Below are 22,005 nucleotides of genomic sequence, written 5' to 3' on the forward strand. Positions count from 1 at the left end.
CATGCTCGACCTCTACTACTGGACGACGCCCAACGGTCACAAGATCACGATGTTCCTGGAGGAGACCGGGCTGCCGTACCGGATCGTCCCGGTGAACATCGGCCGCGGCGCGCAGTTCGAGCCTGAATTCCTGCGCATTGCGCCGAATAACCGGATTCCGGCGCTCGTCGACCCGGCCCCGGCCGACGGCGGCGAACCGCTGTCGATCTTCGAATCGGGCGCGATCCTGCTGTATCTCGCCGACAAGACCGGGCGCTTCATTCCGCAGGACCTGCGCGGCCGCCATCTCGCGCTGCAATGGCTGTTCTGGCAGATGGCCGGGCTCGGGCCGATGGCCGGGCAGAACCATCATTTCGCGCAGTACGCGCCGGAGCCGCTGCCGTATGCGATCGATCGCTACGTGAACGAGACGTCGCGGCTGTACGGCGTGCTCGACAAGCATCTGGCGGACGGCCGCGACTACATCGCGGGCGACTACTCGATCGCCGACATGGCCTGTTATCCGTGGATCGTGCCGCACGCGCGCCAGCGCCAGCGTCTCGAGGATTTCCCGCACCTGGCGCGCTGGTTCGAACGCACCGGCGCCCGCCCGGGGACGGTCCGTGCGTATGCGCGCGCGCAGGAAATCAACGTGGCGCCGACCGTCGACGAGGCGTCGCGCAAGATCCTGTTCGGGCAATCGGCCGCGACGGTGCGCTGACGCGCGGCTGAGTGGCCGCCATGGGCGGGCTTCGGTGCCATGCGTGCACCGGAGCCCGCTTCGCCCGTCACGACATCCCCATCCCGCAGTTCCCCCTTTCCGCCCCGCCGAAAGTCACGCCTGCTCGGCCGTCATTTGTTACCGCGACGCAAGACTGTTGCTCCATGGCGGGTGTTCGAAGCCGGCGCGGATGCGCCTACAGTCCGTATCCATCGGATCCGTCGATCCGGTCGGCACTGACGCCGAAACCCCATCGCACTTCGAGGCACATCATGAGCGCATCCAGAGTCATCATCGTTACCGGCGCGTCGCAAGGCATCGGCGCGGAAACCGTCAAGGCGTTCCGCGCACGCGGCCATCGCGTCGTCGCCACGTCCCGTTCGATCGCGCCTTCGCACGATCCGGACCTCGTCACCGTCGCGGGCGACATCGGCGACGCGGACACCGCGCGACGCGTGGTCGATACCGCGATCGAGCGCTTCGGCCGGGTCGACACGCTCGTCAACAACGCCGGCATCTTCATCGCGAAGCCGTTCACGCAGTACACGCCGGAAGACTATGCGGCGGTCAACCGCGTGAACCTGGACGGCTTCTTCCATATCACGCAGCGCGCGATCGGCGCGATGCTGAAAGCCGGCGGCGGCCACGTGGTCAGCATCACGACGAGCCTCGTCGACCACGCGAACAGCAACGTGCCGTCGGTGCTCGCGTCGTTGACGAAGGGCGGCCTGAACGCGGCGACGCGCTCGCTCGCGATCGAGTATGCGAAGGCCGGCATACGCGTCAACGCGGTGTCGCCGGGCATCATCAAGTCGCCGATGCACGCGGCCGATACGCATGAAACGCTCGCGTCGCTGCATCCGGTCGGCCGCATGGGCGAGATGAGCGATATCGTCGACGCGATCCTCTACCTCGATGCTGCGCCGTTCGTGACCGGCGAGATCCTGCACGTCGACGGCGGCCAGAGCGCGGGGCACTGAGTGTGCCGCGGCGCGACGTCTAGCGCGTCCGCTTTTTCGGCGCGTGCGCCAGCTGCTCGACGAGATAGTCGACGAACACGCGCACGCGCGACGCCAGATAGCGTCCGTGCGGATAGATCAGGAGAAACGGCCGCGAACGGCCGCCCTGCGCGGCCAGCACCTCGACGAGCCGGCCTTCGCGAAGATCCTGCTCGACGATGAAGCGGTAGGTCTGGAACAGCCCCGCGCCGTGGCGCGCGAGCGTCACGCCGGCGAGCACGTCGCCGGAGGTGCCGTAGCCGCCCGCCGTCGCGACGTCGAGTTCCTCGCCGGACGCGTGATGAAACAGCCACGGGATATGGCGCCCGCTGCTCGGCAATTCGAACTGGATGCATTCGTGCGCGTGCAGGTCGTCGACGGATGTCGGAACGCCCGCGCGCTTCAGGTAAGCGGGCGTCGCGACCGCGACGAGTTCCGCGTCTTCCAGCTTGCGTGCGATCAGGCTCGAATCGGCGGGCGCACGGCCGCGAATCGCGAGATCGAATCCTTCTTCCGCGAAGTCGATGTTCCGGTTGCTCAGGTGCACGTCGACCTGCACGTCCGGATAGCGCTCGCGAAACGCCGGCAGCAGCGGCAGCACCCGATAGTGCCCGTACGGCGTCGGCATGCTGATCCGCAGCACGCCGGCGGGCGTGGCCTGCTGGCCGGTCGCCTCGCGTTCCGCGTCGACGAGCTGCGACAGCGCCTGGCGGCACTGCTCGAAGTAGCGCCGCCCCGCGTCGGTCAGGCGGATCTGCCGCGTCGTGCGCACGAAGAGCCGCACGCCGAGCCGCTCCTCGAGCCGCGCAACCGACCGGCTCACCGCCGCCGGCGTGACGCTCGCGGCCGTCGCCGCCTGCGTGAAGCTGCCGAGTTCCGCCGCGAGGCAGAACAGCTCGATGCTGCCGAGCAGCAGGTCGTCGAATTTGCGTTGCATGCGTGTTTTCCTGCGGCTTCCGGTGCGTTGCGGGCGGTGGGATGCCGGCCGCGACGAAGGCGGCCACGCCCGATCGGATGAACGAGTGTGCACGATTATCGTGCGGGAAACCAGCGCGGCGGCCCGGCCGCCGCATTCGTTACATCGCGTCCGCAGTCATTTGCGCCGATGACATTTACCGCCCGCGCACGCGTGGCTACATTGACTGCAAAGCACGCGGACGTGCAGCAGCCGCTTCACGCGATCGCGCTCGCGATTCCATGGAAAGGAGAACGACATGACCGTCGAACAGAAACTCGCCGCGCTCGGCCTCAGCCTGCCCGAGCCGCCGCAACCGCTGGGCAGCTATACGGCGGTCAGCGAAGCCGGCAACCTGTTGTTCATTTCCGGGCAGGTGCCGCTTGCGGGCGGCCGGATGGTGTTCACCGGGCGGATCGGCGAACAGCGGACCGTCGACGAAGGCAGGCAGGCGGCCCGGCTGGCCGCGCTGAACGTGCTCGCGCAAATCGACCGGCACCTCGGCGGATTCGACCGGCTGCATCACATCGTGCGCGTCGAGGGGCATGTGAGCTCCGCCGACGGGTTTCATGGCCAGCCGGCGGTGATCGACGGCGCGTCGGACCTGTTTGCGGCCGTGCTGGGCGACAAGGCCGGCCATGCGCGCTCGGCGTTCTCGCACCGCCAGTTGCCCGCCGATGCGTCCGTCGCACTGGTGGTGATCGCCGAGCTGCGGCCGGCGTGAATGCCGCCGGGATGCCCCCTGCCCGGCGGCGGACGGCGATCCGGATTCGAATGGGTTCCGGCTCCCGCATAATAAATCGCATGCGATTTAATCGAAACCGCTTGACATGGTGAAGCGCCTCCCCGAGAATGCATCGCATGCGATCGAATCGCATAAGCCAATACCCGAAACGACCCACGAAGGAGTCACCATGAGCAAGATCGAAAAAGTCCTGTACACCGGCAAGACGCACACGTCGTCGGGCGGCCGCGATGGCGCGGTCCGCAGTTCCGATGGCCGTCTCGACCTGCAGCTTTCGTCGCCCGGCAGCGCCGGCACCGGCACCAACCCCGAGCAGTTGTTCGCCGCCGGCTGGTCGGCCTGTTTCATCGGCGCGATGCAGCTCGCGGCGCGCGCGTCGAAGGTCGCACTGCCGGCGGACCTCGCGGTCGACGCCGAAGTGGATCTGGGCATGGGCGGCAACGCGTACTTCCTGCAGGCGCGCCTGAACGTCAGCCTGCCGGGCCTCGAGCGCGACGTCGCGCAGCGCATCGTCGATGCCGCGCACCAGACCTGCCCGTATTCGAAGGCGACGCGCGGCAACATCGACGTCACGATCAATATCGTCTGAGCACCCGAATCAATGAGTCGACGCGCGCGGCCCGCCTGGCCCGGCAGTCGGCGCCCTGACCGTCACAACGTTTCCTGTCGAGGTACACCATGAAGAACCCGCTGATTGCCACCCTGCTCGTCGCCGTTTCGGCTTCCTTCACCGCATCTGCGTTCGCCAGCGACGAAGCGCAGACCGTGACCCGCGCCCAGGTGCGCGCCGAGCTGCGCCAGCTCCAGCGCGCCGGCTACCAGCCGGGCCGCGCGAACGATCCGCACTATCCGGAAGATCTGCAGGCGGCGCTCAAGCGCATTCACGCAAGCGACGCGGTGGCAGGCGACACGTCGGCCGCCGGGTATGGCGCCGAAGGCGAGGCGGCCGCGCAGTCGGGCGGCAAGCGCGTGATCCTCACCGCCGATCGTTCGATCTACTTCGGGCATTGAACGCGTGGAGCGGCCGCTGATGTCACGGCGCTGTCGCTGATGAATTTCGATAAAAATAGCGCATGCGATGTAATCGCATGCGCTATTTGTCTTTGGTGAAAGGGATGGCGAACGTGCGGAATGCCGGCTGGCGCCGGCCTCCCGTCACGCCTGTTCCTGCGCCTCGGTCGCGCGAATCAGGTTGTTGCGCAGCGTCGCGATCCCCTTCTGCATCTTCGCGAACTCGTCGGGCTTCAGCCCGGTCGCCTCGACCAGATCCATGTTGAGGCCCTTCTCGCGCAGGCGCCGGCCGGCCTTCGTCAGGCTGACGAGCACCTGGCGTTCGTCGGCCGGATCGCGCTGCCGCTGCAGGTAGCCCATCGCCTCGAGCTTCTTCAGGATCGGCGTCAGCGTATTGGATTCGAGGAACAGCTTGTCGCCAAGGCTGCCGACCGTCTGGTTGTCCTCTTCCCACAGCGCAATGATCGTGATGTATTGCGTGTACGTGAGGCCCAGCTCTTCGAGGATCGGCTTGTAAGCCTTGCCGAAGGCAAGATTCGCCGAGTAAACGGCAAAACACAGGAAGTCCGACAGCTTCGGCGCTGTGCGGGGATCCGTTTCGGTCGATTTCATCAGTTGCCTCCTTGGCAAAGATCGCGCGCGCGAATGTCGGCATTATATATCGCGTGCGATCTTATCGGAAGCAATAGGGATTGCCGGCGCGCGATGCGGATCGCGGCCGGCGGGTGCGCGACGGCGCGGGGAGCGGCGATCAGCGGGGCGCGTTGTCGGGGCGGCTCGTTCTCTTGCCGAGCCGCAGCCGCTGTTCCGCGATCAGCGAACACTGGACCGGATGCGCGAGTTCGGTCGCGCATCCGCCTGCGACGAACAGCAGGACGGCAAGCAGGCGCTTCATGCGCCCTCCACCACGGACAGGCTCGCGCCGTCCGACACGGTTGCGTCGAGCGCGTACGGGTCGACCCCGTCGAGACAACCGAGATTGACGCGCCAGCACGCGGGATCCCTGCGCGTCTGATGAAACGGATAGATGCCGCAGTGCTTGCAGAAGTAGTGCTTCGCGACGCGCGTGTTGAACTGATAGACCGTTAGCGCGTCCTGCCCTTCGAGGATCGTCAGTTCCTTGCCGTCGAACATCGGGCTCATCAGCGCGCCCCGGCGGCGGCACAGGCTGCAGTTGCAGCGCGCCGCCGGCGTGATGGCGGTGCGGACTTCGAACTTGACGGCCCCGCAATGGCAGGACCCCTTGTACAGCGCGGCTTGTGACATGTGACGCTCCGTTTCCAGGTGGTGGCTGTGTTATAGCCCACCCGGAACATCGCGTTGTATCGCCATGTATCGATGCCGCGCGCCGATACAGGACGTTTCATTTCACCTGCGTTCATGCTGCGCGATGACGACACGCGAACAGCGGACTCTTGCGGCTTCCTTTCACCGCATGCTAGAGTCGCGGCCATTCCATCCACCCACTCACCGCAAGGAGAAACCAAGATGATTGCAAGCCTGCCCTTCTCCCGTCGCGGGTCGTAGTCCGGGTTCATCGCGTCCGTTCGTTTCATCGTTCACGCATCGCAGCTGACTGCATCGTCGTTCCGGCGATGCCGCGGGTCGTCCTGATCCATTCACGCTGCCGTTCCCCCCGACATTCGATGTCAGGCAGTGCATTCGCACGCGCTGCCCGTGCCATGGCCCGCCGTTCCTTTTTCTCATCGAACGGAATTTTCCATGGGCAATTCCCGGCAAGACCTGGCGGACGGCGTCACCCTGTACGCGTCCGCCGACACCTGGATCGAAGGTGAAGCGATCCGGCAGCTGAAACTGGCTGCCACCCTTCCGGGCATGCGGCGTGTCGCCGGCATGCCGGATCTCCACCCGGGGCGCGGCTATCCGGTCGGCGCTGCGTTCTTCTCCACCGGCTGCCTGTATCCGGCGCTGATCGGCGGCGACATCGGCTGCGGCATGGCGCTCTGGCAAACCGCGCTCGACGCGCGGCGCGCCAGCGCGGTGCGGCTCGTCGTCCAGCTCGGCTCGATCGACGCGCGCCTCGACGACAGCTGGCACTCGTCGATCGCCGACGCGGGCCTGGCCGGCCATGCGTTCGCCGCGTCGCTCGGCACGATCGGCAGCGGCAATCACTTCGCCGAGCTGCAGAAGCTCGACCACGTGTACGACGAGGACGCCGTGCACGCGCTCGGCCTCGAACGCAACCGCTTGCAGCTGCTCGTGCACAGCGGCTCGCGCGGCTTCGGCCAGTCGATCCTCGAACGGCACATGGACGCGCACGGCTACAACGGCCTCGACGACACGCATGCCGATTGCGCGGCCTACCTGCAGCGTCACGACGAGGCGCTGCGCTACGCGGTGGCCAACCGCGAGCTGATCGCGCGCCGCATGCTCGCGCGCTGGCGCAGCGGCGGCCGGCGCATCCTCGACGTCAACCACAACCTGGTCGGCCGCGCCGTCGTCGACGGCGTGCCGGGCTGGCTGCATCGCAAGGGCGCGACGCCCGCCGACGCGGGGCCGGTCGTGATCCCCGGTTCGCGCGGCGACTACAGCTATCTCGTCGAGCCGTTGCCGCGCGACGACGCGGCGAGCCTTGCATCGCTCGCGCACGGCGCCGGGCGCAAGTGGTCGCGCGGCGACTGCCGGGGCCGGCTCGAACGGCGCTTCGCGCCGTGGCAGCTGACCCGCACGCGGCTCGGCAGCCACGTCGTCTGCGAGAACCGCGAGCTGTTGTATGAAGAAGCGCCGCAGGCGTACAAGCCGATCGACAGCGTCGTCGACGCGCTCGAAGCGGCGGGGTTGCTGCGCAAGCTGGCGCGGCTCGCGCCCGTGTTGACCTACAAGACGTCGGGAGCGTGCTGCTGATGATGCTCCAGATTTCTTCCGCACACGGGCCGGTTGAGTGCCAGCTCGCCGCGGCGAAGGCGCTGCAGCGCCTGCAGGTCGAAGCCGATGCGAGCCGCGTCGCATTGGCGGTGCTCGATCTGCAACCGGGCGATCGCCCGGGCACCGTGCGCTCCGCGCTGCTGGATCTCGACGGAGACGGCGCCGCGGCGCTCGCCGATCGCTGGGCCGGCACGCTGCAATGGATCTGCGCCAGCCCTTACCGCTTGCGTCACCCGCGCAAGAACTGGTTCATCGGCGTGACCCGCTGCGCCGACGCGCCGCCGTTGCCGGCCGGCGACGTGAGGTTCGAAGCGATGCGCGCGCGCGGCCCCGGCGGGCAGCACGTCAACAAGACCAGCAGCGCGATCCGGGCGACCCATGTCGCGACCGGCACGTCGGTGCGGGTCGAAAGCGAACGCAGCCAGCATGCGAACAAGCGGCTGGCGCTGCAGCTGCTGCACGCGCGCCTGCAGCAACAGGCCGACCAGCAGGCCGGGCACGCGCGCCAGCAGCGGCGCATGCAGCATTTCGCGCTGGAACGCGGCAATCCGGTGCGGGTGTTTCATGGCGTCGCGTTCACGCCGTCGCGCTGAGCGCGGGCCCATCGGGCCGTACGGTTTCGCTGCCGCACGCGCATAGGCGGCCGACGGCTCCGCTCCCGCCGGCGTGCCGCCCCGCCCGTCGCAACCGTTCCCGCATCCCGGGGACGGAACCCCATCCAGCCTTTCTGGCCGGGAAAGGATGCTTGAGACATCCGCAATTATCGCGAGCGCGGAATTCGCCCACTATCTCCCGGACGACCGATCACGCGGCCTGCGCGGCCTGTGATGCATCGGCCGCGAACGACCCGGCCCCGCGCCGCGGCAATCCGATAATCAGGAGACACGATGAACAGCCAATCCCTCGACCTGGGCGGCGACACGGGCCGGCCCGCGCCCGCCCGCGCCGCCGATGCCGACGCGGCCCGCCCTGCCGCCCGCGGCGTCACGCTCGGCGATTTCATGGACGACTTGCCGGTGGGCGCGCTGCACCGCTTCGTCGTCTGGGTGATCGGCGTCGGCCTGTTCTTCGACATGTACGAGATCTTCCTCGTCAGCACGATCGGCACCGCGCTGCAGACCGAATACGGGCTGAACCGCCAGAGCGCCGATTTCAAGCTGCTGCTCGCGTCCGCGTTCATCGGCATGTTCTTCGGCGCGCTGTGCCTCGGCAGCCTCGCCGACCGCATCGGCCGGCGCAAGGCGTTCCTGCTGACGCTGAGCTGGTACAGCGCGTTCTCGCTGGTCGGCGCGTTCTCGGTCAACGCCGACATGCTCGTGATCTGCCGCTTCCTGACGGGCATCGGCGTGGGCGCGATCTATCCGGTCGCGGACAGCTTCCTGTCGGAAATCCTGCCGAAGGCGCGGCGCGGCCGCCTCGCCGCCTGGGCGTACACGACGTCCTACGTCGCGGTGCCGCTGGTCGGCTTCCTCGCGGTCTGGCTCAATCCGCTGCATATCGGCGGCGTGGCCGGCTGGCGCATCATCCTCGCGATCGGCAGCCTCGGCGCCGTGTACGCGCTGCTGGTCCGGCACCGGCTGCCCGAGAGCCCGCGCTGGCTGCTCGCGCAGGGGCGCGCCGACGAGGCCCACGCGATGCTGCGCCGCTTCGCGGACAGCGCCGGCGTGCGCATGCCCGAACGGTTCGCCGCGCCGGCGCAACCGCAGCGGCCGCTCGCGCTGCGCGAACGCATCGCGCTGCTGCGCCGCACGCCGTACGGCACGCGCTACCTGATGCTCGCGATCTTCCACCTGTTCCAGGGCTTCGGCTATTACGGCTTCGGCACGCTGGCGGGCGCGGTGGTCAAGAGCCGCGGCTTCGACGTGACCGACAGCACGCTGTTCATCGCGCTGTCGTTCCTCGGCTACCCGATCGGCTCGCTGCTGTCGATTCCGCTGCTCAACTGGATCGAGCGCCGCACGCTGGTGATCGGCGCAATCCTGTCGATCGCCGCGTTCGGCCTGTGCTTCGCGTATTCGGGCAACACCGCGTTGATCGTCTGCTTCGGCGTGTTGACGACCTGCGCGTCGAACGTGTTCAGCAACGCGTATCACGTCTATCAGGCGGAGATCTTCCCGGCGCGCGTGCGCTCGACCGCGATCGGCAGCACCTATGCGCTGTCGCGCATCGTCAGCGGCGCGCTGCCGTTCATCCTGCTGCCGGTGCTCGGCCATTACGGCGCGGGCGCGATGTTCGGCGTGATCTCGGTCGCGCTCGGGATCGTCGCGGTGACGCTGCGCGTGCTCGGGCCGCTGACCACGCGACGCAGCCAGGACGAGATCAATCCGGTGTGACTGGACAAAAAAAACGCCAACCCATGAAGGGTTGGCGTTTCGCCTGCGGGTAGAGCCGGTATCAGGAGAACTGGTTCATCGTGTTGTCCTTGCCCGCCGCCTTCAGGGCCGCTTCGCCGCTGAAGTATTCCTTGTGGTCGTCGCCGATGTCCGAGCCGGACATGTTCTGGTGCTTGACGCACGCGATGCCCTGACGGATTTCCTTGCGCTGCACGCCCGCCACGTAACCGAGCATGCCCTGGTCGCCGAAGTATTCCTTGGCCAGGTTGTCGGTCGACAGCGCGGCGGTGTGGTACGTCGGCAGCGTGATCAGGTGGTGGAAGATGCCGGCTTCGCGCGACGCGTCGGCCTGGAAGGTCCGGATCTTCTCGTCGGCGAGCTTCGCCAGTTCGGTCTCGTCGTATTCCACGCTCATCAGCTGCGCGCGGTCGTATGCCGACACGTCCTTGCCCGCGGCCTTCAGCGCGTCATACGCCTGCTGACGGAAATTCAGCGTCCAGTTGAACGACGGGCTGTTGTTGTACACCAGCTTCGCGTTCGGGATGACCTTGCGAATTTCGCTGACCATGCCGCCGATCTGCGCGATATGCGGTTTTTCGGTTTCGATCCACAGCAGGTCGGCGCCGTTCTGCAGCGACGTGATGCAGTCCAGCACGCAGCGCGCTTCACCCGTGCCGGCGCGGAACTGGAACAGGTTGCTCGGCAGGCGCTTCGGACGCAGCAGCTTGCCGTCGCGCTTGATGATGACGTCGCCGTTGCCCAGCTGGTCGGCCGACAGTTCCTCGCAATCGAGGAACGCGTTGTACTGGTCGCCCAGGTCGCCCGGCGCGTTGGTCACGGCGATCTGCTTGGTCAGGCCGGCGCCCAGCGAGTCGGTACGCGCCACGATGATGCCGTCGTCCACGCCCAGTTCCAGGAACGCATAGCGGATCGCGCGGATCTTGGCCAGGAAGTCCTCGTGCGGCACGGTGACCTTGCCGTCCTGGTGGCCGCACTGCTTCTCGTCGGACACCTGGTTTTCGATCTGGATGCAGCAGGCGCCCGCTTCGATGAACTGCTTGGCCAGCAGGTAGGTTGCCTCGGCGTTGCCGAAGCCCGCGTCGATGTCGGCGATGATCGGCACGACGTGGGTGACGTGGTTGTCGATCTTTGCCTGGATGGCGGCCTTGGCCGGGCCTTCGGCCGCGTCCAGCTCGCGGAACAGGCCGCCCAGTTCACGGGCGTCGGCCTGGCGCAGGAAGGTGTACAGCTCGCGGATCAGCGCGCTGACGGAGGTCTTTTCGTGCATCGACTGGTCCGGCAGCGGGCCGAACTCGGAGCGCAGCGCGGCCACCATCCAGCCGGACAGGTACAGGTAGCGGCGTTCGGTGCTGTTGAAGTGCTTCTTGATGGAGATCATCTTCTGCTGGCCGATGAAGCCGTGCCAGCAGCCGAGCGACTGCGTGTACTTCGACGGGTCGGCATCGTAGGCGGCCATGTCGGCGCGCATGATCTTGGCGGTGTACCTGGCGATGTCCAGGCCCGTCTTGAACTTGTTCTGGGCACGCATGCGAGCGGCATACTCGGGATTGATCGCATTCCACGCGCTGCCGTGGGTTTCTTTCAAACCGGCAACTGCCTTGATGTCGTCTTGATACTGGGCCATGTCTATCTCCTGAGAGCAAAGCGTGATTGAGCAAAGGGTTCAGCGTGCCGCCCCGTCTGGCGAAGCGAACTGCATGACCAAATAGTAACGCCGCGCGAATGCGTTTCGGTGATGTCTTATATAAGACATAAGACGTTATTTTCTTTTATTTTTCAATGAGATAGCTCTTGCTTTTTGCGATGCAAAACAAGTTTTCAAGCGGCGAAAAAGAAAGGCGGCGGGAAGTCGATGTGAATTCCGCAATGCGAAACGCGCTTTCGGCTGCTGGAGGCGGCGGGTATCCCGCGCTCAGCGCGCCGACATGAAATCGAACAGCTTCGCGATATCCGTCGTCAGCACGCTGCCGGCCTTCACGCCGACCCACAGCGTGCGCATCGCCCACGCATCGTCGAGCTTCACCACGCACAGCCGCGAGCCGGCGCGCTCGGTGGTCACCGCGTCGCGCGGCAGGATGCCGATGCCGAGCCCCGCCTCGATCATCCGGCTGACCCCATCGAAATTCGACACCTGGATGCGCAGCTTCAGCGAGCGCTCGGCCGCGAACGCGGCATCGGTCATCCGGGCCAGCAGCGAACTGCCGTCGCTGAGCCCGACGTAGTCGTCGTCCAGCGTATCGGCGAAACGCACCGTCCCGCGTTCCGCGAAGCGGTGGCCGCGCGGCACCAGCAGCACGAGTTCGTCGCGCCGGTACAGCCGGCGCTCGATGCCGGGCGCGGGCACGTTGTCGGCGAACACGCCGAGATCGGTCTTGCCCGACGCGAGCGCGTCGACGATCTCGTGGCTCAGGCGCTCCTCGAGGCTCACTTTGATGCCGGGGTTGGACGTGAGGAACGCGGCGAGATCGACCGGCAGGAACTGGACGATCGCGGACGTGTTCGCCCACACGCGGATATGGCCGCGCACGCCGGCGACGTAGTCGCTCATCTCGTGCGCCATGCGGTTCACCTGGTCGATCACCTTCGCCGCATGGTCGAGCAGCGCGCGGCCGGCGGGCGTCAGCTCGACGCCGCGCGCGTGCCGCACGAACAGCGCGCTGCCGGTCACGCTCTCGAGTTCCGCGATGCGCTTGCTGACCGCGGACAGCGTGAGCTGGCCATGCTCGGCCGCCTTCGTCAGGCTGCCGTGCTCGGCGACCAGCGCGAATACCCGCAGCGACTGCAGATCGAAATGAAGCGGGTTGACCATGGCGAACGTTGTGTGGCGGGTGGGCGGGCAATCGGCGCAATGCGGCGCGGCGCGGCGCGGCGTGGCCGATTGTCCGTCAATCGGCCGCGCGCCGAAAGTGCGGAAAGCCCGGCCGCGCAGGCGCCGTCGGCGGTCGGACGGCGGCGGGATCGCCCCGCCTGATGCGCGGGTCAGGTCAGATCGGCTCGGAGATCTCGATCAGGTTCAGGTCCGGATCGCGCACGTACACCGAGCGGATCTTCTGCGTCGCGCCGGTGCGCTCGACCGGCCCTTCGACGATCGGCCAGGCCATCCGGTTCAGGTGCGCGATCACGTCGTCGAGCGGCACCGAGGCGATGAAGCACAGATCGAGCGCGCCGGGCGCCGGCAGATGCGCCTTCGGCTCGAACTCCGCGCCGCGCACGTGCAGGTTGATCTTCTGGTTGCCGAAGCGGAACGCGATGCGCCCCGCGCCGAACGATTCGAGCCGCATCTGCAGCACTTCCGTATAGAAGTGCTTCGTCGCGTCGGGGTCGACGCAGGTCAGCACGAGATGATCGAGGTGGTCGATCAACGTCATGTGGTGTCTCCTGGTGATGAGGATCGGAACAGCCCGAAAGCCGTCAGGGCTCACGGGAACGCCTGTTGCGCCGGCATGCAGTCGGTGGCGAATGCCGGCGCGGGATGAAGATCCGAACGGCGGCCGGCCTTCAGGATCTGGCTCGGCACGTCGTGGCCGACGAGCGCCGGCAGCCGCGCGGCCGCGTCGAGCGCCGCCGCGAGGTCGATGCCCGTATCGTAGCCGTCGAGCGCGAGCATGTGCACGAGTTCCTCGGTGCACACGTTGCCGGTCGCGCCGGGCGCGTACGGGCAGCCGCCGAGGCCGCCGAGCGACGCGTCGAAGCGCACGATGCCCGCGTCGAGCGCCGCGAGCGTGTTCGCGAGCGCCATGCCGCGCGTGTTGTGGAAGTGCAGCGTGAGTTCGCGCGCGCCGAAGCGGGCCATCGCGCGTTCGCACAGGTCGCGCACCTGCGACGGATACGCCATGCCCGTCGTGTCGCACAGCGTGAAGCCGTGCACGCCGAGATCCGCGAAGCGCTGCATCCATGCGAGCACGGCTTCGGCCGCCACGTCGCCTTCCATCGGGCAGCCCATCGCCGTCGACAGCGATACGTTGATCGCGATGCCGGTGCCGCGCACCGCGTCGATCACGTCGCGCAACTGCGCGAACGACTGCTCGCGCGTCATCCGCAGGTTGGCGCGGTTGTGGCTCTCGCTGACCGACATCACGAGATTCACTTCGTCGACGCGGCACGACAGCGCGCGTTCGGCGCCGCGCACGTTCGGCACCAGCACCGTATAGACGACGCCCGGTGCGCGCGCGATCCCGTGCATCACGGCCTCGGCGTCGCGCAGCGCCGGAATCGCCTTCGGCGACGTGAACGACGTCACCTCGATCTTCGCGTACCCGCATGCGCTCAGCGCGTCGACGAGCGCGATCTTGTCGTCGGTGTCGACGAAGCGCGCCTCGTTCTGGAAACCGTCGCGCGTCGCGACTTCGTTGAGATAGAGCCGTGTGCCTTTCATCGTCATGTCTTCCGGTGGAGTTCAGATCACGCCGCGCGCGCGCCAGCCGTCGCGCGTCGCCGCATCGATGCCGAGCGAATCGAGCACCGCGTCGGTGTGCGCGCCGAGCGCGGGCGCGGCGTGCGCGATGCGCCCCGGCGTCGCGCCGAGCTTCGGCACGATGCCCGGCACGCTCACCGGCGTGCCGTCCGGCAGCGTGGCGTCGACGATCATCTCGCGCGCGCGGTAGTGCGGGTCGGCCGCGATGTCGGCGACGTCGTAGATGCGGCCCGACGGAATGCGTGCGTCGTTCAGCGCGGCCAGCACGTCGTCGAGGTCGTGGCGCGCGCTCCATTCGCCGATCGCCGCATCGATGCGCGCGACCTGCGCGACGCGGCCGTCGTTGTGCGCGAGGGCGGGATCGTTGCCCAGATCGGGCCGTCCGATCAGCTCCATCAGCCGCCGGAAGATGCTGTCGCCGTTGCCGGCGATCAGCGCGTAGCGGCCGTCGCGGCAGCGGTACGCATTGGTCGGCGCGATACCCGGCAGGCTGCTGCCGGCCGCCTCGCGCACCGCGCCGAACACCGAATACTCGGGCAGCAGGCTCTCCATCATGTTGAAGACCGACTCGTACAGCGCGACGTCGACCACCTGCCCTTTGCCGCCCTGCTGGTCGCGATGCCGCAGCGCGAGCAGCACGCCGATCACGCCGTGCAGCGCCGACAGCGAATCGCCGAGCGAGATGCCGACGCGCACCGGCGTGCGGCCCGGTTCGCCGGTCAGGTGCCGCAGGCCGCCCATCGCCTCGGCGATCACGCCGAAGCCCGGCCGGTCGCGGTACGGCCCGCTCTGGCCGAAGCCCGACACGCGCAGCATGATCAGCCCGGGGTTGATCGCCGACAGCACGTCCCAGCCGAGCCCCCAGCCTTCGAGCGTGCCGGGGCGGAAGTTCTCGATCAGCACGTCGGCGTCGGCCGCGAGCCGGCGGATCACGTCCTGCCCTTCCGGCGTGCGCAGGTCGAGCGTCAGCGACGTCTTGTTGCGCGATTGCGCGGCCCACCACACCGACGTGCCGTCGTGCAGCATCCGCCACTTGCGCAGCGGGTCGCCGGTGCCCGGCGGTTCCACCTTGATCACGTCGGCGCCGAACTCGGCGAGCATCCGGCCCGCGAACGGCCCGGCGATCAGTTGCCCGAGTTCCAGCACGCGGATGCCATCCAGCGGTCTCGTCATCGTCGTCTCCGAAAGCGTGTTGTCGATGACGGCGATCATGACCGGGATCGCGCGGCCGGAATATCGATCGATGCTCAAGCTGCCTTTCCGGAATGGAAAGGCTCGCGCGCTGCGTGGCGCGCCGCGCCGGGCCGACGGTTCGCGGCGGCTTTCCGGATCGGCAAGCAGGGTCGCGCAACGAGCAAGCCGCGCGGCCGCGCGACGCGCACAATCGTGCCCTTCCCGCGTCCGCCGGACGCAGGTCACCGACACCCACAGGCGCTGCCATGTCCCTCGCTTCCCCTCCGCTGAAGATCGTCTTTCTCGATCGCGCGACGCTGTCGCCGCGCACCGTCCTGAAGCCGTTTGCGTTTCCGCATGCGCTGCGCACGTTCGAGCGCACCGCGGCGAGCGAGGTGGCCGAGCGGATTCGCGACGCGGATATCGTGATCACCAACAAGGTGCGGCTCGACGCGGCGGCGCTCGCGGGCGCGCAGCGCCTGCGGCTGGTCGCGATCGCCGCGACCGGCACCGACAACGTCGACCTGCACGCGTGCGCGGCGCGCGGCATCGTCGTGAGCAACATCCGCGGCTACGCGGCGCGCACGGTGCCGGAGCACACGTTCGCGCTGATCTTCGCGCTGCGCCGCAGCCTGGTCGCGTATCGCGACGCGGTGCGCGCGGGCCGCTGGCTCGACAGCGGCCAGTTCTGCTTTTTCGATTTTCCGATCCGCGACCTGGCGGGGGCGACGCTCGGCATCGTCGGCGACGGCGTGCTCGGGCGCGCGGTGGCCGGCATCGCGCGCGCGCTCGACATGCGGGTGCTGTTTGCCGAGCATGGCGACCGCGGCGATGCAGCGGCCGGCTACGCGCCGCTCGAAGCGCTGCTGCGCGACAGCGACATCCTCACGCTGCACTGCCCACTCACGTCCGCGACACGGCATCTGATCGATGCGGCCGCGTTCGCGCGGATGGCGCGCCGGCCGCTCGTGATCAACACCGCGCGCGGCGGGCTCGTCGACGAAGCGGCGCTCGTCGATGCGTTGCAGTCAGGGCAGATTTCGGGGGCGGGGTTCGACGTCGTCACCGAGGAACCGCTGCCGGCCGCGCATCCGTTCCAGGCGATCCTGTCGCATCCGGGGTTCATCCTCACGCCGCATGTCGCATGGGCGAGCGACGAGGCCATGCAGGCGCTCGCGGATCAACTGGTGGAAAATGTGGCCGCGTTTCAGGGCGGCGTGCCGCGCAACGTCGTGACGGCGGAGTGAGGTGCGTGAAAACCGCCGGTCGGCGGTCAGGGGTGTTTCGCGGGGGAATCGGGGGCGGGCCAGGCGTGCGGCTGCACGCCGGCATCGATCCGTTGTCCGGCTCAGTACGCGGACATTTCGACGCAAGGATCGGCCGACGTCGGCGCGCAGACGACCGAATACTTCGCGCTTTCGCGCATCAGCGCTTCGCCTTGGTGCAGCGCGTCCTTGATCTCCGGATGCTGGGCGTAGGCGAGGAAGGCGGAACACACGACCGCCGACATGCAGATCAGCGAAAAGGCAATTCTTTCAATGGCTTGGAAACGTTCAGGCATGATTCGACCTTTCTTCGAGGTCGACATTATATCCCGAATAAGGGTTTTCCCTGATATCGGGGCGGTGTGCACGGGCGGCCCGATCCCGTGCACACCCGTGATGACATCAGTAGTCACTCAAACTTGACATTCAACGGAAGGGGCAAGCCCGTCGCCGCGTTACTGCGCGGCCGATGCCGCGCTGGCCGGTGTGGCCGGCGGCCATGCCTTGCCGATCCGGTCGATCAGCGATTTCGCGGCGCCCGTCGCGAGCGCCGCGTCGACGCCCGATGTCTGCCATGCGCCGTCGGCGCCCTGCACGAACGTCAGCTCCGCGCGCGACGGCGCGTCGCCGGGGTCCGCGGCGCGCCACGTGAACACGACGTTGCACGTGTAGGTGCGCTCGCCGACCTTCCTGCAATCGCCGTCCGGCTTGACCGACACGACGTCGGCCGACACCGGCAGCGGCTGGCCGAGCAGCGCGTTGAGGCCGCCGTGATTCTCGGCCTCGAGCGCGCGGCGCACGGCCGCGTCGACGTCGCGCGCGCCGGGGCCGTCATGGAACAGGTTGCAGGCGGCGAGCAATGTCGTCGAAAGGCCGAGCGTCAACAGCGTGGGAAACTTCATGGATATCCGTGGTTCGGTGGTGAGCGTCCGGGCGCGCGCCGCGCGCGCCACGAAGGCGCCGGCCGCGGGCCCGCATGCGACGTAGTCTGCAACGTTCGCGCCCCGTGTACGGTATCCATTTGTAACCAATTGCACGACGGCGGGCGCATGCACGAGCGGCGTCGAATACAACGCCCCCTACTGCCGCTCCTGCTTCACGCGGCTCACGAGCTGCGTCGGGCTCACGAACTGCAGCGCGATCACGACCCATACGAGCGTGATGGCCATGTAGATCATCGCCATCGCGTCGATCGACTGCGGCGCACGCACGCCGGTCGAGAACACCGCGTAGTACAGCGCGACGACGAGCGTCTGCGTGCTCGGCCCGGCCGTGAAGAACGTCAGCTCGAACATCCCGATCGTGCGCACCAGCACGAGCAGCCCCGCCGCGAGCATGCCCGGCACCAGCAGCGGCAGCAGCACGTAGCGGAAATAGCGCCACGTGTTCGCGCCGAAGATGCGCGCGGCCGCCTCGAGGTTCGGGTCGATCTGCTCGATGAACGGCGTCATCACGAGGATCACGAACGGCAGCGCCGGCACGAGGTTCGCGAGGATCACGCCGGGCAGCGTGCCCGCGAGCCCGACCTTGTACATCACGGTCGCCATCGGGATGCCGTACGTGACGGGCGGCACCATCAGCGGCAGCAGGAACACCAGCAGCGCGAAGCGCTTGCCGGGAAACTGCACGCGCGCGAGCGCATACGCGGCCGGCACGCCCAACGCGATCGACAGCAGCACCACTGCGCCCACCACCTCGACCGTCACCCACAGCACGCTCGCGAGCTGGAAGTCCTCCCACGCCTTCGCGTACCAGTGCAGCGTGAAGCCCTGCGGCAGCGGCGTGCCGAACCAGCGCGTCGCGACGGAGTTCACCGCGACCGTTGCGATCAGCAGCATCACGTTCAGCAGGAACAGCGCCATCACGCCCCACACCAGCGCCTTCCACGCGCGGGCGCCCAGGGTGCCGCGCACCTTCTGCGGTTTCATCGCGTTGACGGGCCGCGTGCCGCCCTCGCGCCGCGCGTCGTGTCCGTCGTGCTCGCCGGGCTGCGCCGGCCACGTCCGCGCGGCATGATCGTCGGTCGCCATCAGCCCTTGCCTCCCGTCGCCGGCCCCGTATAGAAGAAACGGCGCGCGCCGAGCATCGACACCACCACCACCAGCTGCACGAAGCCCATCACCATCGCGATCGCCGACGCGAGCGAGTAGTCGTAGCTCTCGAACGCGGCCTCGGCCGCGGCGATCGAGATCACGCGCGTCGGGCCGGCCGGCGCGCCGAGCAGCACGGCCGACGGGAACACCGAGAACGCCTGCACGAACGACAGGCACGCGGCCATCGTCAGCCCCGGCACCAGCAGCGGCAGGTAGATCTGCCGGAACTGCTGCCACGGGCTTGCGCCAAGGGTCGCCGCCGCGCGCGCGAGCGTCGGGTCGATGCCGCTGATGTACGACAGCATCAGCAGGAATGCGAACGGAAAGCCCGACACGATCAGCGACAGCAGCACGCCCCAGTAGTTGTGCGTGAGGCGCACCTCGTCCGTGTACAGGTGCAGCCCCTGCAGCGCCTGCGGGAACCAGCCGTTCGGGCCGAAGTACGTGAGCATCCCGTCGGCGATCAGCACCGTGCCGAGCGTGACGGGGATCACCAGCAGCGTCGTCACGACCTTCTGGTAAGGCGAGCTGCGGCGCAGCGCGAACGCGACCGGCACCGACACGCCGACGTTGATCAGCGTCGCCGGCACCGCGAGCTTCAGCGTGACGATCACGGTCGGCCACATCGCGGCGTCGGTGAAGAACTGCAGGTAGTTCGCGAGCGCGCCGCCGCCGCCGGTCGGCTGGAACGACAGCGCGAGGCCGTATGCGAACGGATAGATGAACAGCGCGACGATGAACCCGAGCGCGGGCGTGACGAGCCAGCCCTTCGCGTCGCGCGGCGCGCCGGGCGCGGCGAGCGTGCTCATGGCGTTTCCCTTGGGTAGACGAGCGTGCGCGACGGCGCGACGCGCAGCCGCAGCCGCTCGCCGTCGGCGAACTCGCCGGCCACGCGCGCCCAGATCCGGCCGAACGGCGCGGTGGCGAGGAGCAGCGAATCGCGGCCGCCGTACTCCACCGCGTCGACGGTGACGTCGAACGCGTTGTCGTCGTCGGCTGCGGCCCGCTCGAAATCGTCGGGGCGCAGCGCGACCGCGACGTCCTTGCGCTCGAAGCCGGCCATCGGCACGCCGGTGAGCCGCACGCCCGACGCGGCGAGCGCCACGTGCTCGCCCGCCATCCCTTCGAGCGTGAACGGCAGCACGTTGCGATAGCCCATGAAGCGCGCGACGTGCAGGTTGCGCGGCCGCGTGTACACCTCCTTCGGCGACGCGACCTGCTGCACCACGCCCTCCTTCATCACGACGATCCGGTCGGCCATCGACAGGGCCTCGTCCTGGTCGTGCGTCACGTAGATCGTCGCGCGTTCGAGCTGCGTGTGGATGCGGCGGATCTCCGCGCGCATCTCGATGCGCAGCTTGGTGTCGAGGTTCGACAGCGGCTCGTCCATCAGCACGAGCGGCGGCTCGATCACGATCGCACGCGCGATCGCGACGCGCTGCTGCTGGCCGCCCGACAGCTGGCCGGGCAGCTTGCCTTCATGACCGACGAGCTGCACGAGCTCGAGCGCCGCCTTCGCGCGCCGGCCGGTTTCCTGCCGCGACATGCCGCGCATCTTCAGGCCGAAGCCGACGTTGTCGAGCACCGACATGTGCGGGAACAGCGCGTAGTTCTGGAACACCATCCCGAAGCCGCGGCGCTCGGGCGGCAGCACGTCGATGCGCGCGTCGTCGAGCCAGATGCCGCCGCTCGTCAGCGGCTGCAGGCCCGCGATGCAGTTGAGCGCGGTCGACTTGCCGCAGCCGGACGGGCCGAGCAGCGCGATGAACTCGCCGCGCCGGATGTCGAGATCGAGCCCGCGCAGCGCGGCAACCTGCGCGCCTTCCGCATTGGTGAAGCTGCGGGATACCGCGTCGAGGCGCAGCTGTTCGAAAGTGTGCTTCATCACCTGTTCCTGACTGCCTCCGATGGCGCGGGCGCCGAAGCGCCCGCCTTGTCGTGTCGGACCGGAGTCGCGCTTCAGCGCGTACGCCGGCCCCATGCCGGGCAAGCGGGATCGCGGAGCGTGCGTTACTTCGACTTCTGCGCGCCGATCTCGCGGTCCCACTTCTGGAACGCGGCGACCATCGCCTGCGCGTTGAGCGGCTGCACGTGCGGGCGCTCGGCGAGCAGCTTCGCGTATTCGGGGCGGCCGAACTTCCTGATCACGTCCTGGCTGTGCGCGGGCGCCATCTCGAGCGTCACGCCCTTCACGGCCGGGCCCGGATAGAAGTAGCCGTCGTCGTAGGTCATCGCCTGCTGCGCCGGTTCGAGCAGGAAGCTCATCAGCTTGAACAGCACGTCGAGCTTTTCCTTCGGCACGCCCTTCGGGATCACCATGTAGTGCGCGTCGTTCACCCACGTCATGTTGTCGAACGCCTGCACCCGGAACTCGGCCGGCACGATGCCGAGCGCGCGCGGGTTCAGGTCCCAGCCGGTGACCGTCACCGTCATGTCGCGGGTGCCCTCGCCCAGTTCCTTCATCACCGCCGACGTGCCGCCCGGGTAGTACGGGACGCAGTCGTTCAGGGCCTTCAGGAACGCCCAGGTCTTGTCCCAGCCGTTGATCGGATCCTGCGGGTTCTTGTCGCCGAGCACGTACGGCAGGCCCATCAGGAACGTGCGGCCCGGGCCGGAATTCGCCGGGCGCGCGTAGATCAGCTTGTTCGGATGCGCCTTGCACCACGCGAGCAGCTGCTCGGGTGTCTTCGGCGGATCGCCGACCTTCGCGGGGTTGTATTCGAGGAGCGGCCCGGCCGGCATGTACGTGACTTCGAGGCCGAAGCCCTGCGCGAGGTCCTGCATCTTGCGCGGGCCCGGCGCGTATTTGTCGAGCACGCCGGGGAGCGCGCCGGCGTAGTCCGGCAGGATCTTCAGCCACAGGCTCTGCTCGATGCCGGCCGCGAGCGCGTCGGTGCCGGTCAGCACGAGGTCGATGTCGGCGCGGCCGGCGGCCTGCATCGCCTTGATCTTGCCCGGCAGCTGCGGCGCGGGCGCGTTCGTGAACGTGACGGTCGACACGAGGTTCGGGTTCTTCTCGCGGAACGCCTCGATCGCCTTCTGCGTGAGCTGCAGGTTGCCCGCGACGTCGACGACGTTGATCGACACCGGCGCGGCGACGGCCGCCGCGGCGGACAGCGTGAAGCCAAGCGCCAGCGCGATGCGGCGGACACGGCGCGCGATCCTGGATGAGTTCATGTCTCCTCTCTTCTTGCGGTCAGGTGGATGGGACCATTCTTTCGGGAAATCATGACTTTGTTATACGATGTCCGTCAACAAAAAAGCACGGCGGACAGGATGGGAGTTTCCCTGACAAAACGCGTGCTTGATCATCGTCGTACCGGCGCGGCAATGCTTTTGTGTTTAGACGTCAGACAACAACGATTCGAAAGATGGCCCCGATATGCGCCGGCCGTGCGACGCGGCCACCCG

24 protein-coding genes are annotated in these 22,005 nt (G+C 68.0%); 9 read left to right on the forward strand and 15 right to left on the reverse strand.

Going from position 1 to position 22,005, the window contains the following annotated elements; translation table 11 throughout:
- Nucleotide 1 precedes the first annotated feature (1 nt).
- Nucleotides 2-700 carry a glutathione S-transferase N-terminal domain-containing protein gene (locus ABFO07_RS10370; protein ID WP_059960393.1) on the forward strand — a complete coding sequence of 233 codons (699 nt, stop codon included), beginning with the start codon at nt 2-4 and terminating at the stop codon, nt 698-700.
- Nucleotides 701-972: 272 nt separating this feature from the next.
- Entirely contained in the window at nt 973-1,680 is a 708-nt protein-coding gene (locus ABFO07_RS10375) for an SDR family NAD(P)-dependent oxidoreductase (protein ID WP_059988219.1), read from the forward strand.
- 19 nt (nt 1,681-1,699) lie between these two features.
- Here ABFO07_RS10375 and ABFO07_RS10380 read toward each other — a convergent pair whose 3' ends face one another.
- Nucleotides 1,700-2,635, reverse strand: coding sequence for a LysR family transcriptional regulator (locus ABFO07_RS10380; RefSeq protein WP_059960392.1), 936 nt, complete (start codon nt 2,633-2,635; stop codon nt 1,700-1,702).
- A gap of 277 nt (nt 2,636-2,912) precedes the next feature.
- Between ABFO07_RS10380 and ABFO07_RS10385 the strand changes: the two genes are divergently transcribed.
- The 3 genes from ABFO07_RS10385 (at nt 2,913) to ABFO07_RS10395 (ending at nt 4,409) form a co-directional block, all read left to right on the forward strand.
- Entirely contained in the window at nt 2,913-3,377 is a 465-nt protein-coding gene (locus ABFO07_RS10385) for a RidA family protein (protein WP_059988223.1), read from the forward strand.
- Nucleotides 3,378-3,567: 190 nt separating this feature from the next.
- Nucleotides 3,568-3,987: an organic hydroperoxide resistance protein gene (locus ABFO07_RS10390; protein WP_059560927.1), complete on the forward strand. Its 420-nt coding sequence runs from the start codon at nt 3,568-3,570 to the stop codon at nt 3,985-3,987.
- Between the two features lie 89 nt (nt 3,988-4,076).
- On the forward strand, nt 4,077-4,409 hold the full coding sequence (locus ABFO07_RS10395; protein WP_059885934.1) for a DUF4148 domain-containing protein: 333 nt from the start codon (nt 4,077-4,079) through the stop codon (nt 4,407-4,409).
- Nucleotides 4,410-4,553: 144 nt separating this feature from the next.
- Here ABFO07_RS10395 and ABFO07_RS10400 read toward each other — a convergent pair whose 3' ends face one another.
- From ABFO07_RS10400 to ABFO07_RS10410, 3 genes are all read right to left on the reverse strand, one after another.
- Nucleotides 4,554-5,021 (reverse strand): MarR family winged helix-turn-helix transcriptional regulator, encoded by a 468-nt coding sequence (locus ABFO07_RS10400; RefSeq protein ID WP_059806741.1) that lies wholly within the window; start codon nt 5,019-5,021, stop codon nt 4,554-4,556.
- Nucleotides 5,022-5,160: 139 nt separating this feature from the next.
- Entirely contained in the window at nt 5,161-5,304 is a 144-nt protein-coding gene (locus ABFO07_RS10405) for a hypothetical protein (protein WP_185633539.1), read from the reverse strand.
- Nucleotides 5,301-5,675, reverse strand: coding sequence for a GFA family protein (locus ABFO07_RS10410; protein WP_059885936.1), 375 nt, complete (start codon nt 5,673-5,675; stop codon nt 5,301-5,303). The genes ABFO07_RS10405 and ABFO07_RS10410 overlap by 4 nt, the downstream gene beginning before the upstream one ends.
- A gap of 456 nt (nt 5,676-6,131) precedes the next feature.
- Here ABFO07_RS10410 and ABFO07_RS10415 point away from each other — a divergent pair, with 456 nt between their 5' ends.
- The 3 genes from ABFO07_RS10415 to ABFO07_RS10425 all read left to right on the forward strand — a co-directional run bounded on the left by ABFO07_RS10415 (nt 6,132) and on the right by ABFO07_RS10425 (nt 9,628).
- Entirely contained in the window at nt 6,132-7,274 is a 1,143-nt protein-coding gene (locus tag ABFO07_RS10415; RefSeq protein WP_124489981.1) for an RNA ligase RtcB family protein, read from the forward strand.
- On the forward strand, nt 7,274-7,888 hold the full coding sequence (gene prfH / locus ABFO07_RS10420) for a peptide chain release factor H (protein ID WP_347467107.1): 615 nt from the start codon (nt 7,274-7,276) through the stop codon (nt 7,886-7,888). The genes ABFO07_RS10415 and prfH overlap by 1 nt, the downstream gene beginning before the upstream one ends.
- 294 nt (nt 7,889-8,182) lie before the next feature.
- A complete protein-coding gene (locus tag ABFO07_RS10425; RefSeq protein ID WP_060147992.1) occupies nt 8,183-9,628 on the forward strand; it encodes an MFS transporter in 1,446 nt (481 codons plus the stop codon).
- A gap of 61 nt (nt 9,629-9,689) precedes the next feature.
- Here ABFO07_RS10425 and ABFO07_RS10430 read toward each other — a convergent pair whose 3' ends face one another.
- From ABFO07_RS10430 to ABFO07_RS10450, 5 genes are all read right to left on the reverse strand, one after another.
- Nucleotides 9,690-11,273 carry an isocitrate lyase gene (locus tag ABFO07_RS10430; RefSeq protein ID WP_059560783.1) on the reverse strand — a complete coding sequence of 528 codons (1,584 nt, stop codon included), beginning with the start codon at nt 11,271-11,273 and terminating at the stop codon, nt 9,690-9,692.
- A 288-nt stretch (nt 11,274-11,561) separates the two neighbouring features.
- Nucleotides 11,562-12,458, reverse strand: a complete 897-nt coding sequence (locus ABFO07_RS10435) for a LysR family transcriptional regulator (protein WP_060147990.1) — start codon at nt 12,456-12,458, stop codon at nt 11,562-11,564.
- Nucleotides 12,459-12,633: 175 nt separating this feature from the next.
- On the reverse strand, nt 12,634-13,017 hold the full coding sequence (locus ABFO07_RS10440) for a VOC family protein (protein ID WP_059960387.1): 384 nt from the start codon (nt 13,015-13,017) through the stop codon (nt 12,634-12,636).
- Nucleotides 13,018-13,067: 50 nt separating this feature from the next.
- Nucleotides 13,068-14,024 (reverse strand): hydroxymethylglutaryl-CoA lyase, encoded by a 957-nt coding sequence (locus ABFO07_RS10445; RefSeq protein WP_196482027.1) that lies wholly within the window; start codon nt 14,022-14,024, stop codon nt 13,068-13,070.
- 21 nt (nt 14,025-14,045) lie between these two features.
- Complete coding sequence (locus ABFO07_RS10450; protein ID WP_060148043.1) at nt 14,046-15,236, reverse strand: CaiB/BaiF CoA transferase family protein; 1,191 nt, start codon at nt 15,234-15,236, stop codon at nt 14,046-14,048.
- 266 nt (nt 15,237-15,502) lie between these two features.
- Between ABFO07_RS10450 and ABFO07_RS10455 the strand changes: the two genes are divergently transcribed.
- Complete coding sequence (locus ABFO07_RS10455) at nt 15,503-16,483, forward strand: D-2-hydroxyacid dehydrogenase (RefSeq protein WP_347467111.1); 981 nt, start codon at nt 15,503-15,505, stop codon at nt 16,481-16,483.
- Nucleotides 16,484-16,584: 101 nt separating this feature from the next.
- Here the strand turns inward: ABFO07_RS10455 and ABFO07_RS10460 are convergent, their stop codons facing one another.
- From ABFO07_RS10460 to ABFO07_RS10485, 6 genes are all read right to left on the reverse strand, one after another.
- Entirely contained in the window at nt 16,585-16,797 is a 213-nt protein-coding gene (locus ABFO07_RS10460) for a hypothetical protein (RefSeq protein ID WP_059906307.1), read from the reverse strand.
- Nucleotides 16,798-16,956: 159 nt separating this feature from the next.
- Nucleotides 16,957-17,403: a hypothetical protein gene (locus ABFO07_RS10465; protein ID WP_060147985.1), complete on the reverse strand. Its 447-nt coding sequence runs from the start codon at nt 17,401-17,403 to the stop codon at nt 16,957-16,959.
- Between the two features lie 177 nt (nt 17,404-17,580).
- Complete coding sequence (locus ABFO07_RS10470; RefSeq protein ID WP_059806760.1) at nt 17,581-18,531, reverse strand: ABC transporter permease; 951 nt, start codon at nt 18,529-18,531, stop codon at nt 17,581-17,583.
- The gene (locus ABFO07_RS10475; protein ID WP_060147983.1) at nt 18,531-19,403 is read right to left on the reverse strand and encodes an ABC transporter permease; all 873 of its coding nucleotides are present in this window, start codon (nt 19,401-19,403) and stop codon (nt 18,531-18,533) included. The genes ABFO07_RS10470 and ABFO07_RS10475 overlap by 1 nt, the downstream gene beginning before the upstream one ends.
- Complete coding sequence (locus ABFO07_RS10480) at nt 19,400-20,479, reverse strand: ABC transporter ATP-binding protein (RefSeq protein ID WP_059885954.1); 1,080 nt, start codon at nt 20,477-20,479, stop codon at nt 19,400-19,402. The genes ABFO07_RS10475 and ABFO07_RS10480 overlap by 4 nt, the downstream gene beginning before the upstream one ends.
- A gap of 125 nt (nt 20,480-20,604) precedes the next feature.
- The gene (locus ABFO07_RS10485) at nt 20,605-21,771 is read right to left on the reverse strand and encodes an ABC transporter substrate-binding protein (RefSeq protein WP_059906304.1); all 1,167 of its coding nucleotides are present in this window, start codon (nt 21,769-21,771) and stop codon (nt 20,605-20,607) included.
- Nucleotides 21,772-22,005 lie beyond the last annotated feature (234 nt).

The sequence above is a fragment of the Burkholderia stagnalis genome, assembly GCF_039848545.1.
Taxonomy (GTDB): domain Bacteria; phylum Pseudomonadota; class Gammaproteobacteria; order Burkholderiales; family Burkholderiaceae; genus Burkholderia; species Burkholderia stagnalis.